An 18395-nucleotide genomic window follows, 5' to 3' on the forward strand; every position below is an offset into this window, starting at 1 on the left:
AGTGTATCTTCAGCGAAAATACACTTTATCATCCTATACCACTACCCGTTCATCAAACTCTCCCGATACAGCTTCGGACTGTATCCTGTCGTTTTCTTGAACATTCTGCTGAAATGCTCGACATTCAAATACCCGACCGTTTCAGCAATATCCGTAATTTTATTGCCCTTCTTTTTCATTAACCTTTTCGATTCCTCAATGCGTAAATTTGTTAAATATTGGATAAAATTACATCCAACCTCTTTGGTAAACTGCTTACTTAAATACCCTTCGCTAACGCCAACCATATCGCTGATCAACGTGAGGTTGACGTCCTCCATATAATGGAGATCCAGAAATTGCTTCGCTAGTGTGACAACACCGCTATAGTTTGCCTCTGTCGTCATTCCGTGAATGTGTTGAAATAACTGACTACACATGCGATGCAGCCAGGTTTTCGTTTCATCCAATGTCTCCAAACTCTTCATATATTCAAAAGGATGCTGGAGTTCTTCGTCGAGGTCATCCCAACGAATCCCTTTGCGATACAGCAGCCCGCCAAGCTCCCAAAGCAAATCCTCAAACGCGGTGTGGACATCTTGCGGTCTCCAGCCCCATGTTTGCCCAAGCAACAGCTCCATCTGCTCAAATTCCTTAGACCATAACTGGGCGTTACTTTGCTCTAGCAGCTGTGCAATCCCTGCTCCCGTTGATTTCAACGTAACCTGCAGCTTACGGGCATGCTCAATTCCGCTCTCAGCACCGTACTTCCCCAGCTCCATGCAGCTTTCAGGATAGAATACCTTATTAAATCCGGCAAAATAACTCATCGAGGCCAAATGGGCTGCTTGCTGATACAACCGGTACCATACCTTCATGCCGCTTGCTAGATCGCTAATCCCAATCGAGACGGACACATTGACATATTGATTAAGTCGCGTTTGAATCATAGAGAAGGCAGCCTGCACTTTTTCTCGAATCATACTTTCACTTCGTAACGCTGCGAACGAACAAAATAGTACATATTCGGACTGGCTCTTCCCATATAAGAGATGCTTCATTGACGTGGCGTCCAGAACGGTTTGCACGGACTGCATGATAAAGCGCTGCGTATGACTATCTTTTAAGCTTCTCCCCATCCTTGCGCCCTCAGATGAGCCTTGCGAGATGGTAATCACGGCAACCAACTGATTCGATTCTTCAAGCCACTCCGTGATACCAACCCCTGCGGCAGCATAGGCTGATTCATCCTGCTGTGGATTGATGGATATGAGCTGTCGAATGGTTTCACTTTTCCGATCGATCTCTTCATCCGTACGTTCGACGACAGACGTTAACGTCTCCTGCGTTCGAAGTTCATTGAGTGCCTTCAAAACAACAGGAACGAGGTGTTCCTCATCCATATCTGACTTCACGATGAAATCAATTGCGCCAAGCACAAAGGCTTCTCTGACATAACTATACTCACTGTAGGCACTCAGCATGATGGCGACAGGTCTTCGCTTCTGTACAATTGCCGGATGCGCTCGCAGCAGCTCAATGCCGCCCAGTCTGGGCATCTCAATATCAAGCAGCATCAGATCGATATCGCCTTGCTGCTCCAGAATAGCAAGAGCTTCCATGCCATCGCCAGCTTCAATAACCACCTGGATGCCCATACTATCCCAGTCGATCATATGTTGAAGCGCTAGACGAACGAGCGGTTCATCGTCGACAATCATCATTTTAAACAACCTGTCCATCTCCCATCTGTGAAGTTGAATCCTTCGTATTTATCCTTTCACCGCTCCATCCATAAGTCCTTTAAAAATATATTTTTGAAATACGATATAGAAGATGGCACTCGGCAATAAAACGATAATAATACCTGCACAGAGCATAGACAAGTCTGAACTGCGCGTACTCACGAATGAAGTTAAGGAAGTAGCCAGTGTCGCCAATTTCTTGTCAGGCATATATAACTGCTGAACAAAGATATCATTCATAATCGTTACGCTTTTTAAGATCGCAAGCGTTGCCGTTGCAGGTAACAGCAGTGGGAAAATGATCGAACGGAAGATTCGAACATAAGAAGCGCCATCCAGCATAGCACTCTCATCAAGCTGTACCGAAATCTTTTCGAGAAATTGCATGTAAATGTAAATCTGCATAATATCCGTTCCAATATAAATAAGTAGCGGTGCCCCGAGCGTATTATAAACGCCGAGTGTATGCAGGAGTTGAAAGCGAGCAATTTCTGTCGTGTAGGCCGGAATGATCATCGACATCATGAAGAGCAGGAGAATCCACTTTTTCATGCGGAACTGAAACCGATTGAGCACAAACGCGGTCATCGTCCCGAGCAGCATATTGCCAAGCATACTCAACACGACAAGCAGGAATGAGTTCCCCAGCCCGCGAATCATGTTGCCTTCTTTCAGAGCACCTACGTAATTATCGATATGTAGAAAACTCTTCGGAAGCGAGAACGGCGATGTTTCGGCGAGCTCCAAATTCGTTTTAAACGAGCCGAATACGACGAGTAAAATGGGTACGAAAATCAGGATAGCCATCAACGTAAAAAGCACATAGTACACGATATTAGCAGCTACTCGCTGTTTGCTCATTGATCGCGTACGGCTTGGCAACGGCTGCTTTCTCTTTTGTTCAAGTGATAGTGCACGTTCCATGTTAAGCCTCACTCCTGTCTTTCACGATCCATGCTTGCAACGATGAAAAAATGATAATCATGAGCAAGAGAATAACTGCCATCGCTGAGGCCAGACCGTAATTGTTGTAAGTAAATGCCGTTTGGAGTGAAAAGAGTCCAAATGTACTGCTTGCACTGCCTGGACCGCCGTTCGTCATAACAAGCGGAATGTCATATTGCAGAAGGGCTCCAGATACATTCATGAACAAAATAATTTCGATCACGCGTCGGATGCCTGGGAGCGTTACATACCTTTGCTGTTGCCAAAAGTTCGCTCCATCAATTTCAGCCGCTTCATACAGGTCTTTCGGAATGGATTGCAGTCCCGCCAGAAACAACACGATATGCACGCCGCTGTAACGCCATAAAGAAACAACGACCAAGGAATAATTAACAATCTTCGCATCGCTTAGCCAGCTTTGAATCCATGATTCAAGCCCTATTGCTTTCAATAGCTCATTCAATGGACCATTGATCGGGTTATAAATGTAGCTGAACATATAAGCTACCGCGATACCATTAATAATGTAAGGCATCAACACCGAGAAGCGGAAAAACGCGCTCCCTCGCAGTGTTCTTGTTAAGAGTACAGCCATGATGATTTCAAGTGGTATGGCAATCGCATGTAAAACAAAATAGATGACGTTGTTTCGAATGGCATGCCAAGCTTCTGGAAAATCAAACAGCATTTGCTTATAATTGTTCAAGCCAATGTACTTAAAACTTGGGCTATACCCATCCCAGCTAGTAAAGCTGTAGCGAAACAACTGCAAAGTCGGATAGATCAGAAACAAAAGTAAGAGCGCAACGGGTACGAATAGAAACGAAACGATGACGACTTTCTGCTGCATGCGATAATTCATGTAATCACTCCTGTATACAAGAGAGGGCACTATTCTAATCGCTCAGATAGCACCCTCTATTTAATTACCTATTTGTTCGATTCAACCGCTTTCTTCCACTTATTGTTCAGTTCTTTCTCCAAGGTATCGATTGGTTTACCGGAGTATATTTCCTGTGCCGCTTTTTTGAAATCAAATTGTGCCGCACCGCTCACTTTAGCAAAGCCTTCATCCGTAGCTGAGTAAATAAATGGTTTAAACGGATACTTTTCTGTCCATTTGTTAAAGAAAGGAAGGTCTGTGCTCACACCATTGATCGTTGAGAACTGTTGCGCCATATTAATGAAGGATTGGTACACATCTTTACTGAACATCCAGTCGAAGAATGCTTTGGCCTCTTCTACATTTTTACTGTTTTTGTTAATCCCGATATTCATATCGGATACAGTCATAGATGTTAGTGGCTCGCTTTCTGTACTACGGAAAGGAAGTGGGAATACGCCAAGGTCTTCATCCGTTTTTACTTTCGTCGCGTAGTCGCCGTAGTACCATTGACCCGCAGCGATCATTGCCGCTTTTTTAGATTCAAATAACTGTGTGGATTGATCAAAAGATATGGATAGAGCATCCGGTCCTGCCAACTTCTTCGTGGACATTTCTTTGATGATTTTCCCAGCTTTATCAAATGTACTGCCTTCACCGAAAGGCTCTGGCGTCTTAGCCAAATTCGCTAAGTAATTCTCATCCCCAGAGAGGATGTGAGGGCCGAACTCCATGAATGGATAGAACGTCCAGTCTTCCTTACCGCCGATGGCGATTGGTGTATATTTACCATTCGTTTTAATTTTCTCCATCGTGGATAAGAACTCAGGCATCGTTTTCGGCACATCCAAGTTCAACTCTTTAAAGATACTTGGGTGAAAGTAGACAAATTCCGAGAAAGAAACGAGCGGTGCACCTAATATTTTCCCATCAATTCTCGCTGGGAACTTATTATTCTTCGCCCCAACTAAGTCATCGAGTGGAAGAAGGGATTGTTTGTAAATTTGCATATGCGCAGGCTTGAGGTAGAACAGATCTGGTAAATCATTGGCAGCTAATCGTACCTTTAAGTATTGACCGCCGTTATCCGGCACCATCTCAATATCTACGGTCACGTTCGGCTTCAGCTTCGTGTATTCCTTCACTTTGTCTGTCCAAAACTTAAGATCTCCCTTGGCATCCCACATCGCAAGTTTTAACTTAACGGGATCCGCCGGTTTTGGCGTCGCAGCTGCCGCTTTGCTTTCGGCTGGTTTAACGGAAGCTGCTGCAGGTGCTGCCGTGTCCTTGGAGCATCCTGTCAATGCACTCAGCATAACAAGTCCGCCCACTAGCACTGTGCTTACGAATTTACTTTTTCCCATTCTTGAAACCCCTCCAATGAATGTTTCTTTGATTCGGTTGATTGTTTAACCTGTCTTTATCATACACGGGATGAAAACGCATCCAAATGATCTTTTCGGCTATGAAGTTGATCTTTTATGAACTGCTTTAAGCTTCCAACCGAAGTGGTCGCTCTTCTTCCTGATCACGATGAATAATCGGGATTTTCATCGACACTTTCGTTCCTTTGGGCTCATTCGCAGTCAAAATAATACCGTAATCCTCGCCATGGTGCAGCTGAATCCGGTGATGGACATTCGCAACGCCCATGCCAGTAAACGTATGAGGACTGCGCCTAGTGCGGAACTCCTCAAGTTGCTCATCTGTCATCCCCTCGCCATTATCGGAGATTACAATATGTAGACTTCCTTCATAAATGCGTGCTTCTATGACGATTTTCCCACTTGTTTCTTTGCCTGCCATACCGTGTACGATGCTATTTTCCAAAATCGGTTGAAGCAACAACTTGAGCAAATACTTCGATTCTGACTGCGGATCTATGTGCCATTCAACTTCAAATTTGTTCCCGTAACGAATTTCCATGATATACAGGTAATGCTTTAAATTAGCGATTTCATCGGAGAAACGGATAAGCACGCCGCCTCGGTTAAATGAGGAGGATACGAGACGCATCAGAGCATTGGTCATGTTACGGATGTTGTCCGTCCTACTGATCAGTGCCATTAGCTTGATCGCATTCAATGTATTAATAAGAAAGTGCGGATTAATTTGCGACTGCAAGGCAGCGAATTCTGCTTTCCGCTTCGCTTGCTCTTGTTCTTCTCGCTGCCGTAAAAGCAGCTTAATTTGATCAAGCATATGATTGAACGTTCTGCCGAGCGCTGCCATTTCCGCAATTTTGGAAGTCCCAATCTTGGCGTTCAGCTCCCCTTCCATCACAAGGGACATTTTACGAACTAAGACGTGAATAGGCCTCGTTAAACTGTGAACTAAATAAAAGGAGATCAGTAAAAATACAACGATAACCGCGATGGTTGCAAATAGGACGAATTTAAAAATACGTCCATAATTGGCCGTTACCTTACTGTAAGGTATCTCTTGTATGGCTTTCCAGCCTGTATCTCCAACGCTTGCATAAGTTACTAGCATCTGACGATCACTAACCTGATCGATAAAATGTCCTTCTCGCGCACCTCTGATTTGCTCTAGCTTTGCCGGCGTTAAGCTCGATTGGTCCCAATTGTAGCTAGCTGTGACCACTTGACCTTCCTTGCTGACAATGACATAGGTAGAATCATCATTGGGCTGCTGCCTTAAGATCTTATCGAACGCTTCCTCATTAAGTGAAAAATAAATCATTTCGATGTTACTTAGCGTATGATAGTCACTGGGTGCGATCGCCGCTGCCACGGCTAAAGGTACAGTCACACCATATAAGAGTGTTTGCTGAAGACTAAGAAATTGAACATTATCTTTTTGCTGTAGTAATTTCTGGTACCATGCTTCTGAACGCAGCTCCTGCTCGTCCTTGGTCAAGTTCTGCTTGAACGAATACACACCTCCATCTTTATAGAAAAAGTGGATCGCCAGAAGCTGGCTGGACATTGAGTAAGTGTATCTGCTCAGCGCAAGTGTAAGGTCGTTGATATACTTGAATCGGTTGCTCTCATCCGCTTGATGCAAAGATGTAGCTGTTGATAAAATATCTCGATCCACACCGACGGCAGCAGCAGCATATTCGATTTTACTAATCTCCTGCTGGGCTGAATAGGTGACCGCATGGAGTGTTTGCAGGGTTCTCTCCGTTGTTTGCTGTAGCAAATCGCGTTTGTATACTTGAAGAATCATGGTACTGATCGTCACAATCGGAAAGACAACCATGACGACTAACAAGATATGGAGAGTCACTGAAAATGACCATGGTTTAGCAAATAGCTTCAATACCTTCACCCCGTAATTTCAAATACGAAATATGACTTCGTAGACATAGATTCGGTCTAAACAGGGCGATGTCCTTTAATTGTATGTAAGTCGCTTTAGAACAACAACGGCTTCGGCTCGGCTTGCAGATGCCAATGGCGCAAACTCTGAAGCGGTTCTCCCCTCCATGAGTTTATCTCCAACTGCAAGCTTTACGAAGTCTCCTGCCCAGTCACTTACTGTATCTTCATCTTCAAAATGGATCGTATCGTCCATCTTCAAATCCTCCACTTTAATTACATCCGCATAACCCTTAGCTCTGATCAACATCGCTGCCATTTCTTCACGTGTTATGTTTCTCTCAGGAGCAAATTCTGTTGCAGAAACCCCATTAATGAGTCCAGCCGAGTACGCCTTCTTCACATCCCCTTGATACCAACTGCCTGCTGCTACATCGTTGAATGGCAACTGTCCGCCAATATTAACTTTCAAATTTAATGCTTTAGCTAGCAGGGTCGCGAATTGCGCCCTAGTAACTTTCGTATCCGGCGCAAAATGATCATCATCCATTCCCTCTACGATACCTTTATTCACCATCTGCATCACGTCTGTCTTGGCCCAGTGCCCTACAAGATCACTGAAGATTTTACTGAAATCCGCAGCATCCTCCCGAGTAAACAATTGACTTTTCAAATTGTGATCTAAAATTTTCAGGGAAGTCCATTTGATGTTCGATACCCCCGCTTTCTTGGCTCGGAAGGTGATTGTCCCGATATCCAGATTCCCCTTCTCCCCATCAACCTTGCCAACTTTGGTATGCGCAATGGTAACTTCATTATTTCGAATAACTGGCGAGACGGAGAATCCATCTATTTTCGTATCTGATTTGACCACTTCGAGCTTATTGGCATCGAAGCTGAATTTGGCCTCATACGCATATAAATCCTGAATATTATTTCCTTTCAAAGTAATTGTAAATTCACCTGTCGATTCGGTATCTGATGTCATCATAGAAAATTGGGAAGTATTCTCCCCATAAGCAGAAGCTGTCCAAACCAATGCCACACAAAGGTGGCAGATTGCGGTAGCTAGGATTGTTTTTCGTTTCATCCTCACTCATCCTCTCCTATAAAACGACAATATTTGCAAACGTTTACAAGTATAAGATCACCAAATAACACCGGTTACTCAGAAAATTATAGCTTCTGTTGTGGCGCACTTTCATGATCTTTTTTGTCCTAAACATGATTATTTCGGATCATTAAAATTCGCGCGATCTATTCGAATAGTTGAATAATAAGGAATTCATTTTCAACTAGAGCAATATAATTAAGTAAGACAACCATTATTAATACATAAATGGCTTTGGTTTGTACAAAAAATCGTTGATTTTTGCCCAAAGTTCATTGTATATTAATTATAATAATTATTATTTAGAAATTAATTTAATTTGATTGGAGAGGTAGAAATGAACCCAATGGATACTGCTAACTCAGGAAAGTGCCCATTCTCTCATGGAAATGGAAGCGCTACAAGTCACAAATCTAGTGGCACGACGAATAAAAACTGGTGGCCAAATCAGTTGAATTTGAACATTCTCCATCAACATGACCGCAAATCAAACCCTCTTGGCGACGATTTTGATTATGCCGAGGAATTCGGAAAATTAGACTACCCAGCGCTCAAACAAGATCTTCGTGATCTCATGACGAACAGCCAAGATTGGTGGCCAGCCGACTTTGGACATTATGGTCCCTTCTTTATTCGAATGGCTTGGCACTCCGCAGGGACTTATCGTACAGGTGATGGGCGCGGGGGTGCTGGAACCGGCACACAGCGATTTGCTCCACTGAACAGCTGGCCTGATAACGGCAACCTAGATAAAGCTCGTCGACTCCTGTGGCCGATTAAGCAAAAGTATGGCAACAAAATCTCTTGGGCGGACTTGTTCATTCTAACCGGCAATGTGGCTATTGAATCCATGGGCGGCAAAACATTTGGCTTCGGCGGTGGCCGTGCGGACGTGTGGCACCCAGAAGAAGACATCTACTGGGGTGTAGAAACCGAGTGGCTGGGAGATAAGCGTTATACAGGCGATCGCGAGCTTGAGAATCCACTTGCCGCCGTTCAGATGGGACTTATCTATGTGAACCCAGAAGGTCCGAACGGCAAGCCAGATCCACTTGCCAGTGCTCGCGACATTCGCGATACATTTAAACGGATGGGCATGAATGATGAAGAAACAGTTGCTCTCGTAGCTGGCGGACATACCTTCGGTAAAGCACACGGTGCAGGGGATGCTGCGCATGTAGGTGCAGAGCCGGAAGCCGCTGCTATCGAAGCTTTAGGCTTAGGTTGGATCAGCACACACGGCTCCGGTAAAGGTCGCGATACCATCACAAGCGGTATCGAAGGAGCTTGGACAGCAAATCCGACTCAGTGGGATAACGGTTTCTTCGAACTTCTATTCGGGTATGAATGGACACTTACGAAGAGCCCTGCAGGTGCACATCAGTGGACACCAATCAATCCTGCTGAAGAGCATCTCGCGCCAGACGCGGAAGATGCATCTATTCGTGTGAAGACCATCATGACTACGGCAGATATGGCCTTGCGCGTGGATCCAGCATATGAAGCCATTTCTCGTCGTTATTATGAGAATCCAGAAGAATTTGCAGATGCGTTTGCTCGTGCATGGTTTAAACTTACGCACAGGGATATGGGGCCTCTTGCCCGATATCTAGGACCGGAAGTTCCCGAAGAAGTTCTGATCTGGCAAGACGCTGTACCGGCTGTTACATACACATTAACAGACGCTGACGTTGAGGATATTAAAACAAAGATTCTAGCTTCCGGTCTTTCAGTCAGTGAGCTCGTAACGACAGCTTGGGCTTCAGCCAGCACCTTCCGTGGTACGGACATGCGTGGCGGTGCCAACGGTGCTCGCATTCGGCTTGCCCCACAGAATGAATGGGAAGTGAATCAACCGAATCAACTGACCAGAGTGCTTACCATTCTTGAAGGCATTCAAGAAGACCTGGATGTCGAAGTGAGTCTCGCTGATTTGATCGTACTTGGTGGCAGCGCCGCGGTAGAAAAAGCTGCACGTAATGCAGGCTTTCAAGTAACAGTTCCCTTCACTCCTGGACGCGGTGATGCAACAGAAGAACAAACCGATGCAGAAAGCTTCGCCGTGCTAGAGCCCATCGCTGATGGTTTCCGCAACTATCAGAAGAAGCAATATCGTGTAAGCTCAGCAGAGCTATTAGTCGATAAGGCACATCTGCTTAACCTGACTGCACCAGAAATGACAGCCCTTATTGGTGGCATGCGTGTACTAGGTACGAACTTCGGCGGCACCAAACATGGCGTTTTCACCGACCGTGTAGGTACACTCACGAACGACTTCTTTGTTAACTTGCTCGATATGGGCGTACAGTGGAATCCTATCGGTGATGACGTATTTGAAGGACGCGATCGCAAGACAGGTAAAATCGTTCGTTCAGCAACGACAGTTGATCTCGTCTTCGGTTCAAACTCCGTTCTGCGTGCCATTGCAGAAGTTTATGCGCAAGATGATAATAAAGAAAAGTTCGTGCGCGACTTCATAGCTAGCTGGGTCAAGGTCATGAATGCTGATCGATACGACTTGAAATAGTAACTTAACTTCTCCACGTAAAGCAAAGAGTGTCAGCAGAAAATAATGTAATAGACAAATTAAAACAGCGACAGCCAAGGACGAGAAAATAAAGTCCTAGACTGTCGCTGTTTCATTGAACTAAAGTTTTTCGTTAGTTGGACGAAACTGGTTAATGGAGTAACCAACCAATTGCTGTGGGATAAATATTTATTTCCTCAACTGAAGTGCTTTTATCGTTGAGGAAATACCCTCTTGAAACGATGTTGCCACAATCGGACCTATATAACGTTCGTACTTATTGCGGCTTAGCGTCAGCGGTTCTTCAGTTAAGTAAAGCATCTCCACGACTTCTTTCATGACGGGTAGGCCGAGTCCTAGCAAGGATAAGCCTATTTTCTTCAACGGAATAACCGGTTTGACGCTGCCACTTGACGCTTGCGCAATCTTCACAATATCTCGTCCGCTAATCACCCCGGCTCCTGGGATATTCCAATTCTGCTGGTAAGCGAAGTCCCTGCTAGCCAGCTCAACAATCATGGCCGCCGCGTCTGGTAAATAGATAAATTCCCGGGGAATTTGCATGTTGCCGATGTAGAACGCCATCTTGCCGGCAGCAATGGCTTCCAGAGTTGAGCCTAAATACGAGGCCTCATTGGCCGTAGGCCCATAATAATCGGGCAACCGGGCAATCAGAACCTTGACCTTGTTCCACCGCTTGCTAAACAGCATTCGTTCATAGTCCAAACGAACTTTTCCTTTACGAGTATGCGGTTGCTTGGGATGCTCCTCGGTCACCAGGTCGGCCCGTCGCCTGCCGTAAGGATAAATACCATCAATTGCGACGACTCGGGCGGCCATACGCTCCGCCGCCTCCATCACCGACTCACCCAGCGGAATCAGCTTGCTCGCCATCTCGTGGTAAGGAACATTCGCGCAATGAAACCATACGTCCGCTCCTCTTGCTTGGGAAACAATATCGTCGGGTCGCATAGCGTCCCCTACGCCAAGTGTTAGATTCGCGGGGTTGCCTAGCCGATCGGCGAGTTGAACTAATTTCTGGTGCGAACGCCCAAATGCAATCGTGTCAATCCCTCGTTTTACCAGTTCTTCCGTAATCGCGGTTCCCGTTCCGCCGGTTGCTCCAATTACCATTACCTTCATCATTGTCATTACAATATGCCTCCTTCAATTTTTTCAGTTCTGGCAAGTGGATGGCTTCTTCTTGAATCGTCATCGCCTGCATCTGGTCTTTCATCACAATTTTGAGCTCTATTATGATCTATTTCTATAGGTCAGGAAGATTGCCTGACTTGGTTCCCACCCGGTACGGCGTCGTGATGCCTTCGTAATTAATCATCATGCTCATGCCCATCGAGGCATGCTTGAGATCGTGGCAGTGCGCCATCCAGAGGCCCGGATTATTGGCTTCTAACATCAGCTCATAGGTCTCACCTTTCTTTGTTAGGAGTGTATCCAGATACACCGGACTACCTTTCAAGGCAACACTGTCCCTGCTTAGGACGCGAAACACATGCCCATGAATGTGGAAAGGATGATCTCCTCCGCCTTCGTTGGAGACTGTGATGAGAATATGATCTCCATTCTTAACGTCCATCGGAGGAATCTCGTGGAAAGACTTTCCGTTAATGGACTTGGTGAAAAGGGTTTGGCCTAGCTTGAGCTCGAAACGCTGGTCGGGCTCGATATGCAGGGCGGAATCGTTAGGTAATGGCGTGCCGTAATCGACAAATGAGAATAACTGCCCGCCTTCCGAATGCTGCGGTTGGATTCCGCTACCTATCATAATCGGTGAGCTCTCAGGGCTATTAATGACGACTTGGCCAGACTCCGGAACTTTGATGAGAAAATCATAACGCTGTCCAGCACCTACCGGAACAATCGTTCCGTCCAGCTCCCCAGGGTTGTGCAAATCATGTCCATCCATAGCCATGACCCGGAAGGGTGCCCCCTCGACGTCGAATTCCATCGTTTCATTACCTGCATTGATCAACCTAAGTCTGACTTGATCACCCGGTTTGCCCGGAACCGACAGCCCATTCGTGTTTCCGTTCACCAGCATAGTAGAGCCCAGTTGTTGATAGAGGACTGTCGCTTCTAATGTCGAAGGATTAGATTCAGGTTGTTGCTTAGGCTCGATGATCAGCGCGCCCAGAAGCCCTTTGCTAGCCTGAATTGAGCTCATCTGGTGGGAATGGTACCAGTACGTGCCTGGTGTCGTTGCGATAAATGTATACGTAAACTGTCCTCCCGGTGCCACGGCATCCTGAGTGACTCCCGCAATACCATCCTGTGAGCATGGAACCGCGATCCCGTGCCAATGAATCGTAACACCGTCCTCGATGTCCTTGTTATGGAGCGTAACGACAACTCGATCACCCTCCGTAACGCGAAGCTCGGGACCCGGGGACGAGCCGTTGAAGGTCCAGGCGTCGGCCATCTTTCCGTTATCCAACTTCAGTGTCGTCCGTGCCGCTGTCATATCGAACTTGCGTGTTGGACCCGATGATTCCGGCGCCATGATCGCGGCACAGGACACCATGCCTTTTTCGGAAACAGAAGCCGTCATGCTCACCATATGCTCCATGTGCGTCATTCCCGCCATATCAGCCATATTCGCCATGTTGACCTCATCCGGCTTCTGAAGCCGTATCTGCCAAAAATAAGTAGTCACCGCCGCTACGACTATTAGAACCACGATCAAAGATAGGCCGATATTGATCAGTCGTTTTACGCTTTTTCTTTTAGCCAAGAGTATCCCCCCATCAAATAATTAAGCAATCACTAACTTATAATTGGTTACCCCTATTGTTTTACCGATCGAACTAAGAGCGAATCAAATCAGTTGCCTGCCTCGGCTGTTATCTTGAGATTTGCGAGCCAGGCTTCAAGCGAGGATTCGAGTGCTGCTCGCATCCACATTGCCTCCACCATCCACGAGGTTATCTTTCTGCCAAGTTGGCCACTGCTCGATATCAGTCTGGATCCTCTTGATTTCATCACATATATTACTTTTAACTACCTGTGGACTCTTTTGCTACATACTTTTCCAACATGTGCTTAACCGTTAAGACTATCCCCTCTTCATACGAGGTTGGTGATACTCCGTCATATGCCATGCTAGAGGTTCCATAATTCTTGCCGGATCGCTCATAGCTTTCCAGTTTGATCCTCATCTCCGGCTCATACCACTGCAGCAATCGCTGCTGCCACTTTCCGATGGTCTCGAACCGCAGCGCTATCTGAACAACTGAACCCGCAAAGCCAAGGAACTCCGTTTGCGAGATCGAACCATTGCCACAGAGATGCCAATTGCCCCCATACGCGGATTCCGTCGAAGCCAGCTCATGTACATACCTGGCGGCATCATCTATGAATAGATAATCTCGTCTGATGGATGGATCAATGGGCAGCTTGACGGGCTTCCCTTGAACAATTTTGCGAAGCGCGTAATGAATAAGTGTGTTGGAAGCAGCCTCGCCATACAACTCTGGACTGAAGATTCGCATTGAAGTAGGACTGGGGACGTTCGCCGATTCCTTCACGACGACAGGCCGATAGACCCCTTCCACGATTACCAATTTAGCTCCGATTGCTGCGGAGACGCTTCGAACGGCTTCGAGCATCTGGTGCACCTTCTCTGGCTTGTCATCGTAGGTTAAGTAGACTCCGCAGAAAATAACATTCACGCCGTTCGCAGCAACTAGCAGTTCGTCTGGGTTAACGACATCTCCTCTGATTATTCGCAGAAGAGGGGAGGAAATGTTCATCTGCAAGGTTTCCAGCTTCCGTTGCGAGCCGGAATAGGCGATGACTTCGACATTCTCTTCGACCAATCGTTTGACAAGCACCCTTTCCCATCCACTGCCTGCTCTTACTACCATTGCTTTTAACATTCTGATCACTCCTATTATGATTTTTTAAGCTCTATTGCCTTTGCCTTACTTGGTTATTAGCATATAAGGTGTTGGAATATTTTTAATTGATCAATCACTAACTTTAAAAGAGGGCGATTGTCGCACAACCACGAGAACCGCTATTGCCCCGATGAGCGCGAATGCTGCTGCTCCGAGGAACACCCAGGAGAACCCGCCGGTTAACGCTTGCGCTTCGGCTACCCCACCGCCAAGCAAGCGATCGATGCGAGCCGAGGCTACCGTCGTAAGTACCGCGAGTCCGATGGCTCCACCGATCTGCTGACTCGTATTGACTAAGCCGCTAGCTAGCCCCGCTTCATCGTCCGCCACGCCGTGCACTGCTAGCTCCGTTCCAGAGATGAAGGCTCCTCCCAATCCAATTCCCATCAAGATGGATGGGCCTAGCAGATTGACAGCGAACGAAGCGTTGCTAGGTGAAAATGAGAGCCAAATCAGGCCCACGGCCAGCAGAAACAGTGACGCCGCCAGCGTCTTGCGCGTTCCAATGGCCTTGACCACAGCCGGAACGACTCCGGCAATCACGACTAGCGAGCCAGCCAGCGGGAGCTGGGTAAGGCCTGCTTTTAACGCATCATAATGAAGCACTTGCTGCATGTAAACCGAGAGTGCGAAGAACAGTCCTGTCGTTGCTCCTCCGATAAGGAACATGGCCAGATTGCCGCCCGTAACGGACTTGTTGCGGAAGATGCCTAGTGGCATAAGCGGATTCGAAGCGCGCTTTTCGATGAAGATGAACGATCCAAGCAGCACAACCGCCAAGCTTGCGAGAATCAGCGTCTGCGGGGACGTCCAGCCGACCCGATCCGTACCGGAGAGCGCAGCGACTAGTGCTACGATTCCAGTCGTTACCGTAGCGGACCCTGACGCATCCAGACTTACTCGTTCGACGTGCGCCTCCTTGGGAATAAGATAAGGAACCGCCACCAGAACCAAAGCTACTACAGGGACATTCACAAAGAACACTGAAGACCAACCAAGCGAATCTGTCAGCACACCGCCCAACAAAACACCCGCCGCACTACCAATGCCCGCAACCGCACCCCAGATGCCGAGTGCCTTGGCCCGATCACGCGGATTCGTGAACAGCTTCGTAACGAGAGCCAGAGCGGCTGGGGCAAGTAGGGCAGCCGATGCGCCTTGAACCGCTCTCGCCGTAAGCAGCCAAACTCCCGAGGTAGCCAGACCAGCCGCTGCCGACGCAAGTGCGAATCCAGAGACCCCGATCATGAATAACCTACGATGCCCGAAGCGATCCGACAACCTTCCGCCGAGAAGCAGCAAGCCCCCGAAGGGCAATACATAAGCCGTAATGACCCAGCTCAGTGTACTAGTGCTCAGATGAAGCTCCGAGCCGAGAGCGGGAAGCGCAATATTGACGATGGACGCATCCAGCACTACCAAGAATTGCGCGAGGGCCAGCGCGATCAGAGCCCACCACCGATACTTCAACGTGTCAGAACGATTCGCGATTACCAACTGAACCATGGAATTCATAACAATCTCCTCCTGTTATTGATTGATTAATTACTTACTTTTAAAATTTTTATCAGTCTAACCGTTTGTAAGTAGGGCTTTAAATTCATCCAACTTCGTTTACAGCGTGCCTTGATCACCTCGCTGCTTTAATCTGTGATTGATCAATCACTAACTTCTTGATCTCACTATAATAGATTGTTAGTGATTGGTCAATAACTATTTTTTGAGAAAAAATCTCCCCTTATCCTTCCATCAATTCGGGCAGATTAATCGCGACGGCAACATTACACAGTACTCCGCGTGCGAGGAACAGCATTGCCCGCTCTTCAGCATTTTCCATACCGGCATCACGGAACGCCACCAAAATCATATTGCGGATATCCTTATAGGCGTTGCACATCGTTTGTTGGATGGCGTCCTCCCGAATGGTCTGTGCTTGCATCTGCAAAAGCATTTCGTTCTGGTACATCGACTGAATTTTAACATACTCCTGAATAAGTTTCGTCTCAAGCAATTCCGTAGAAGTCGTCTCCACCACCTGGCGGAACGATTCAATTACCCGACTCCAAGATGCCTCCAGCGCGGCTAACAGCAAAGTTTCCTTGGTCGCGAAGAATCGGAATACGTAGGGCTGGGAGATTTTTGCCCGTTCGGCCACCTGTGCCGTCGTAGCACGAAAATAGCCAACTTCCGCGAAGACTTTGATCGCCGCGGAGATGATATCGGATTTGCGATTCACCGATGTTGCTTCGGATTTAGCCATCTTTATTCTCCTCCTATCTGATAGTGATTGATCAATTATAAATCCAGTATACAAAGGCTGCCGCGGCAATGCAACCTTATTAGAAACTTCAATTTCATTGGGAGGCATCCTAACTGATCAATATCGATCAATATCGGTAGCCTCCAAATGTTCATTATTATTCTCTCGTTCCTCGACAGCGTAGTAAATGGATTTACCTTAGTGAGTCACCTTAGAGAAAAACACTTGGATCCTAGAAAGCGCGGCTGTTTATTTTGGGGATGGAACCTCGAAAGTTGGGGCATGTTATGAACTAGCTGTTAATCACCCGGCGGTGCGAGCTTTGGCTCCATTGGATGCCGGGCTAAATTTTAGGGGGTTCTTTTTCATATGGCTGTCTCTTTACAAGCAGAAGTCCGCAAAGAAGCAACAAAATCAGAAATTAAGCAAATGCGTTCCAAAGGGAAGATTCCCGCTGTTGTGTATGGCAAGAACATGGCGAATACGGTCCTAAGCATCGATTTGAAAGAATTGCATGTCGTTCTTCGGCAAAATCCTCATGCCATTATTGATTTGGCTATCTCTGGCAGTACAAAAACTCAACCTGTTATGATTAATGAAATTCAGCGCAATCCGCTGAACCGCGAGTTGTCCCACATCGACTTCCATCAAATTAATATGGATGAGCCGATCAAAACGGTCGTAACGCTGGAATTTATCGGTGATGCTGTGGGTGTGCATGAAGGCGGGATTTTTCAAATTCAGATGCACAACATCGAGATTCGTTGCATGCCGAACCAAGTTCCGACTTCCATTCAAGTGGAAGTATCTAACTTGGGGCTAGGTGACAACCTGCATGTCAGTCAAATTGTAGTGCCCGCCGGCATTGAAATGAAATCCGACCCGAATGATATCGTCGTGACAATTCTGGTGCCTCAGAAGGAAACGGAGACACCAGTGGCTGCGAACCATGAGGAGCGCGTGGGTGAAGCTGAGACGTCCAATGAGGCTGCAACAATAGGACAGCCAAGCTAAGCCAAGTTAACCACAGTGCAAAGAAGCCCTGCGTCAACCGTGAAGGCTTCTTTCGCTATGCCTACTTATGTAATCGGTTAATATAACAAAGGAATTCAAGTGTGAATATGAATATCTAAAGGATGAATTCCTGCGAATAGACGAACTTGCGTGAGGAATTTAAATCCTACCGAAGGGGTTTAATCTATCTTACTTTAAACTTCAATCCCAAACCTTTGGTCGCTTTATTCCGGCTATTCTTAAATAATCTAATAGTTGACCTGAATGGACTGCTTCATGGTAGGCAATTCTCATAAGCATGTCGCCTAATGATCGAATATACCCTACGTCTTTTCTATCAATATTGATTCTTGTTAAATCCTCTTGTGTATAGGATTTTACTGTATGTATAAATTCATTCCGATAGGTTTCTGAAAAGTTGATTTCCTCTTTGATCGTTGTAAAAGTACGAGACTCATAAGGGGATTCATAAGCAGTTAAACTTCCTTCATTCAACAAGGCAAGATGGTAATAATGTTCACTATCTAGGACATGGCGGATCATTTCTTTTATACTCATTGCTTCTGAATCCGGTCTCCAATCCAAAACCTCATGTGGAATACTTTCCCAAATAATCATACTTCTGCGCCTAACCTCACTCAAATTCTGAACTATAGCTTCTATTGCGTTCATAGCTACTTCCTTTCGACTTCAATTTACCCCTACATTATATCAGAACTTACGTTCGTAA

At 46.4% G+C, this 18395-nt stretch carries 14 protein-coding genes; 2 read left to right on the plus strand and 12 right to left on the minus strand.

Translation table 11 applies throughout. From position 1 onward, the window contains the following. Positions 1–41: 41 nt before the first annotated feature. From L6I86_RS01105 to L6I86_RS01130, 6 genes are all read right to left on the minus strand, one after another. Complete coding sequence (locus L6I86_RS01105; protein ID WP_236284358.1) at positions 42–1703, minus strand: helix-turn-helix domain-containing protein; 1662 nt, start codon at positions 1701–1703, stop codon at positions 42–44. A gap of 48 nt (positions 1704–1751) precedes the next feature. Continuing rightward, positions 1752–2648, minus strand: a complete 897-nt coding sequence (locus L6I86_RS01110) for a carbohydrate ABC transporter permease (protein ID WP_236284072.1) — start codon at positions 2646–2648, stop codon at positions 1752–1754. Position 2649: 1 nt separating this feature from the next. Then, positions 2650–3531, minus strand: a complete 882-nt coding sequence (locus tag L6I86_RS01115) for a carbohydrate ABC transporter permease (RefSeq protein WP_236284073.1) — start codon at positions 3529–3531, stop codon at positions 2650–2652. A 68-nt stretch (positions 3532–3599) separates the two neighbouring features. Then, positions 3600–4916: an ABC transporter substrate-binding protein gene (locus L6I86_RS01120; RefSeq protein ID WP_236284074.1), complete on the minus strand. Its 1317-nt coding sequence runs from the start codon at positions 4914–4916 to the stop codon at positions 3600–3602. Positions 4917–5043: 127 nt separating this feature from the next. Then, positions 5044–6804 carry a sensor histidine kinase gene (locus tag L6I86_RS01125; RefSeq protein WP_236284075.1) on the minus strand — a complete coding sequence of 587 codons (1761 nt, stop codon included), beginning with the start codon at positions 6802–6804 and terminating at the stop codon, positions 5044–5046. Between the two features lie 108 nt (positions 6805–6912). Further along, positions 6913–7926 (minus strand): S-layer homology domain-containing protein, encoded by a 1014-nt coding sequence (locus tag L6I86_RS01130; protein ID WP_236284076.1) that lies wholly within the window; start codon positions 7924–7926, stop codon positions 6913–6915. A gap of 358 nt (positions 7927–8284) precedes the next feature. Between L6I86_RS01130 and katG the strand changes: the two genes are divergently transcribed. Beyond that, the gene (katG, locus tag L6I86_RS01135) at positions 8285–10474 is read left to right on the plus strand and encodes a catalase/peroxidase HPI (RefSeq protein ID WP_236284077.1); all 2190 of its coding nucleotides are present in this window, start codon (positions 8285–8287) and stop codon (positions 10472–10474) included. Positions 10475–10663: 189 nt separating this feature from the next. Here the strand turns inward: katG and L6I86_RS01140 are convergent, their stop codons facing one another. The 5 genes from L6I86_RS01140 to L6I86_RS01160 form a co-directional block, all read right to left on the minus strand. Then, positions 10664–11620 carry an NAD-dependent epimerase/dehydratase family protein gene (locus tag L6I86_RS01140; RefSeq protein WP_236284359.1) on the minus strand — a complete coding sequence of 319 codons (957 nt, stop codon included), beginning with the start codon at positions 11618–11620 and terminating at the stop codon, positions 10664–10666. A gap of 121 nt (positions 11621–11741) precedes the next feature. Continuing rightward, positions 11742–13226, minus strand: a complete 1485-nt coding sequence (locus L6I86_RS01145) for a multicopper oxidase family protein (RefSeq protein ID WP_236284078.1) — start codon at positions 13224–13226, stop codon at positions 11742–11744. Positions 13227–13488: 262 nt separating this feature from the next. Continuing rightward, the gene (locus tag L6I86_RS01150) at positions 13489–14370 is read right to left on the minus strand and encodes an NAD-dependent epimerase/dehydratase family protein (protein ID WP_236284079.1); all 882 of its coding nucleotides are present in this window, start codon (positions 14368–14370) and stop codon (positions 13489–13491) included. Between the two features lie 90 nt (positions 14371–14460). Then, positions 14461–15906 carry an MFS transporter gene (locus L6I86_RS01155; RefSeq protein ID WP_236284080.1) on the minus strand — a complete coding sequence of 482 codons (1446 nt, stop codon included), beginning with the start codon at positions 15904–15906 and terminating at the stop codon, positions 14461–14463. A gap of 223 nt (positions 15907–16129) precedes the next feature. Further along, entirely contained in the window at positions 16130–16651 is a 522-nt protein-coding gene (locus L6I86_RS01160; RefSeq protein ID WP_236284081.1) for a TetR/AcrR family transcriptional regulator, read from the minus strand. A gap of 369 nt (positions 16652–17020) precedes the next feature. On the opposite strand from L6I86_RS01160, the gene L6I86_RS01165 reads away from it, so the two are divergent. After that, on the plus strand, positions 17021–17665 hold the full coding sequence (locus L6I86_RS01165; RefSeq protein WP_236284082.1) for a 50S ribosomal protein L25: 645 nt from the start codon (positions 17021–17023) through the stop codon (positions 17663–17665). A 201-nt stretch (positions 17666–17866) separates the two neighbouring features. On the opposite strand, the gene L6I86_RS01170 is transcribed toward L6I86_RS01165, so the two are convergent. Beyond that, positions 17867–18337, minus strand: a complete 471-nt coding sequence (locus L6I86_RS01170) for a DinB family protein (RefSeq protein ID WP_236284083.1) — start codon at positions 18335–18337, stop codon at positions 17867–17869. Positions 18338–18395: the final 58 nt, after the last annotated feature.

Origin of the sequence: Paenibacillus allorhizoplanae (genome assembly GCF_927798215.1) — a bacterium.
Taxonomy (GTDB): Bacteria; Bacillota; Bacilli; order Paenibacillales; family NBRC-103111; genus Paenibacillus_E; species Paenibacillus_E allorhizoplanae.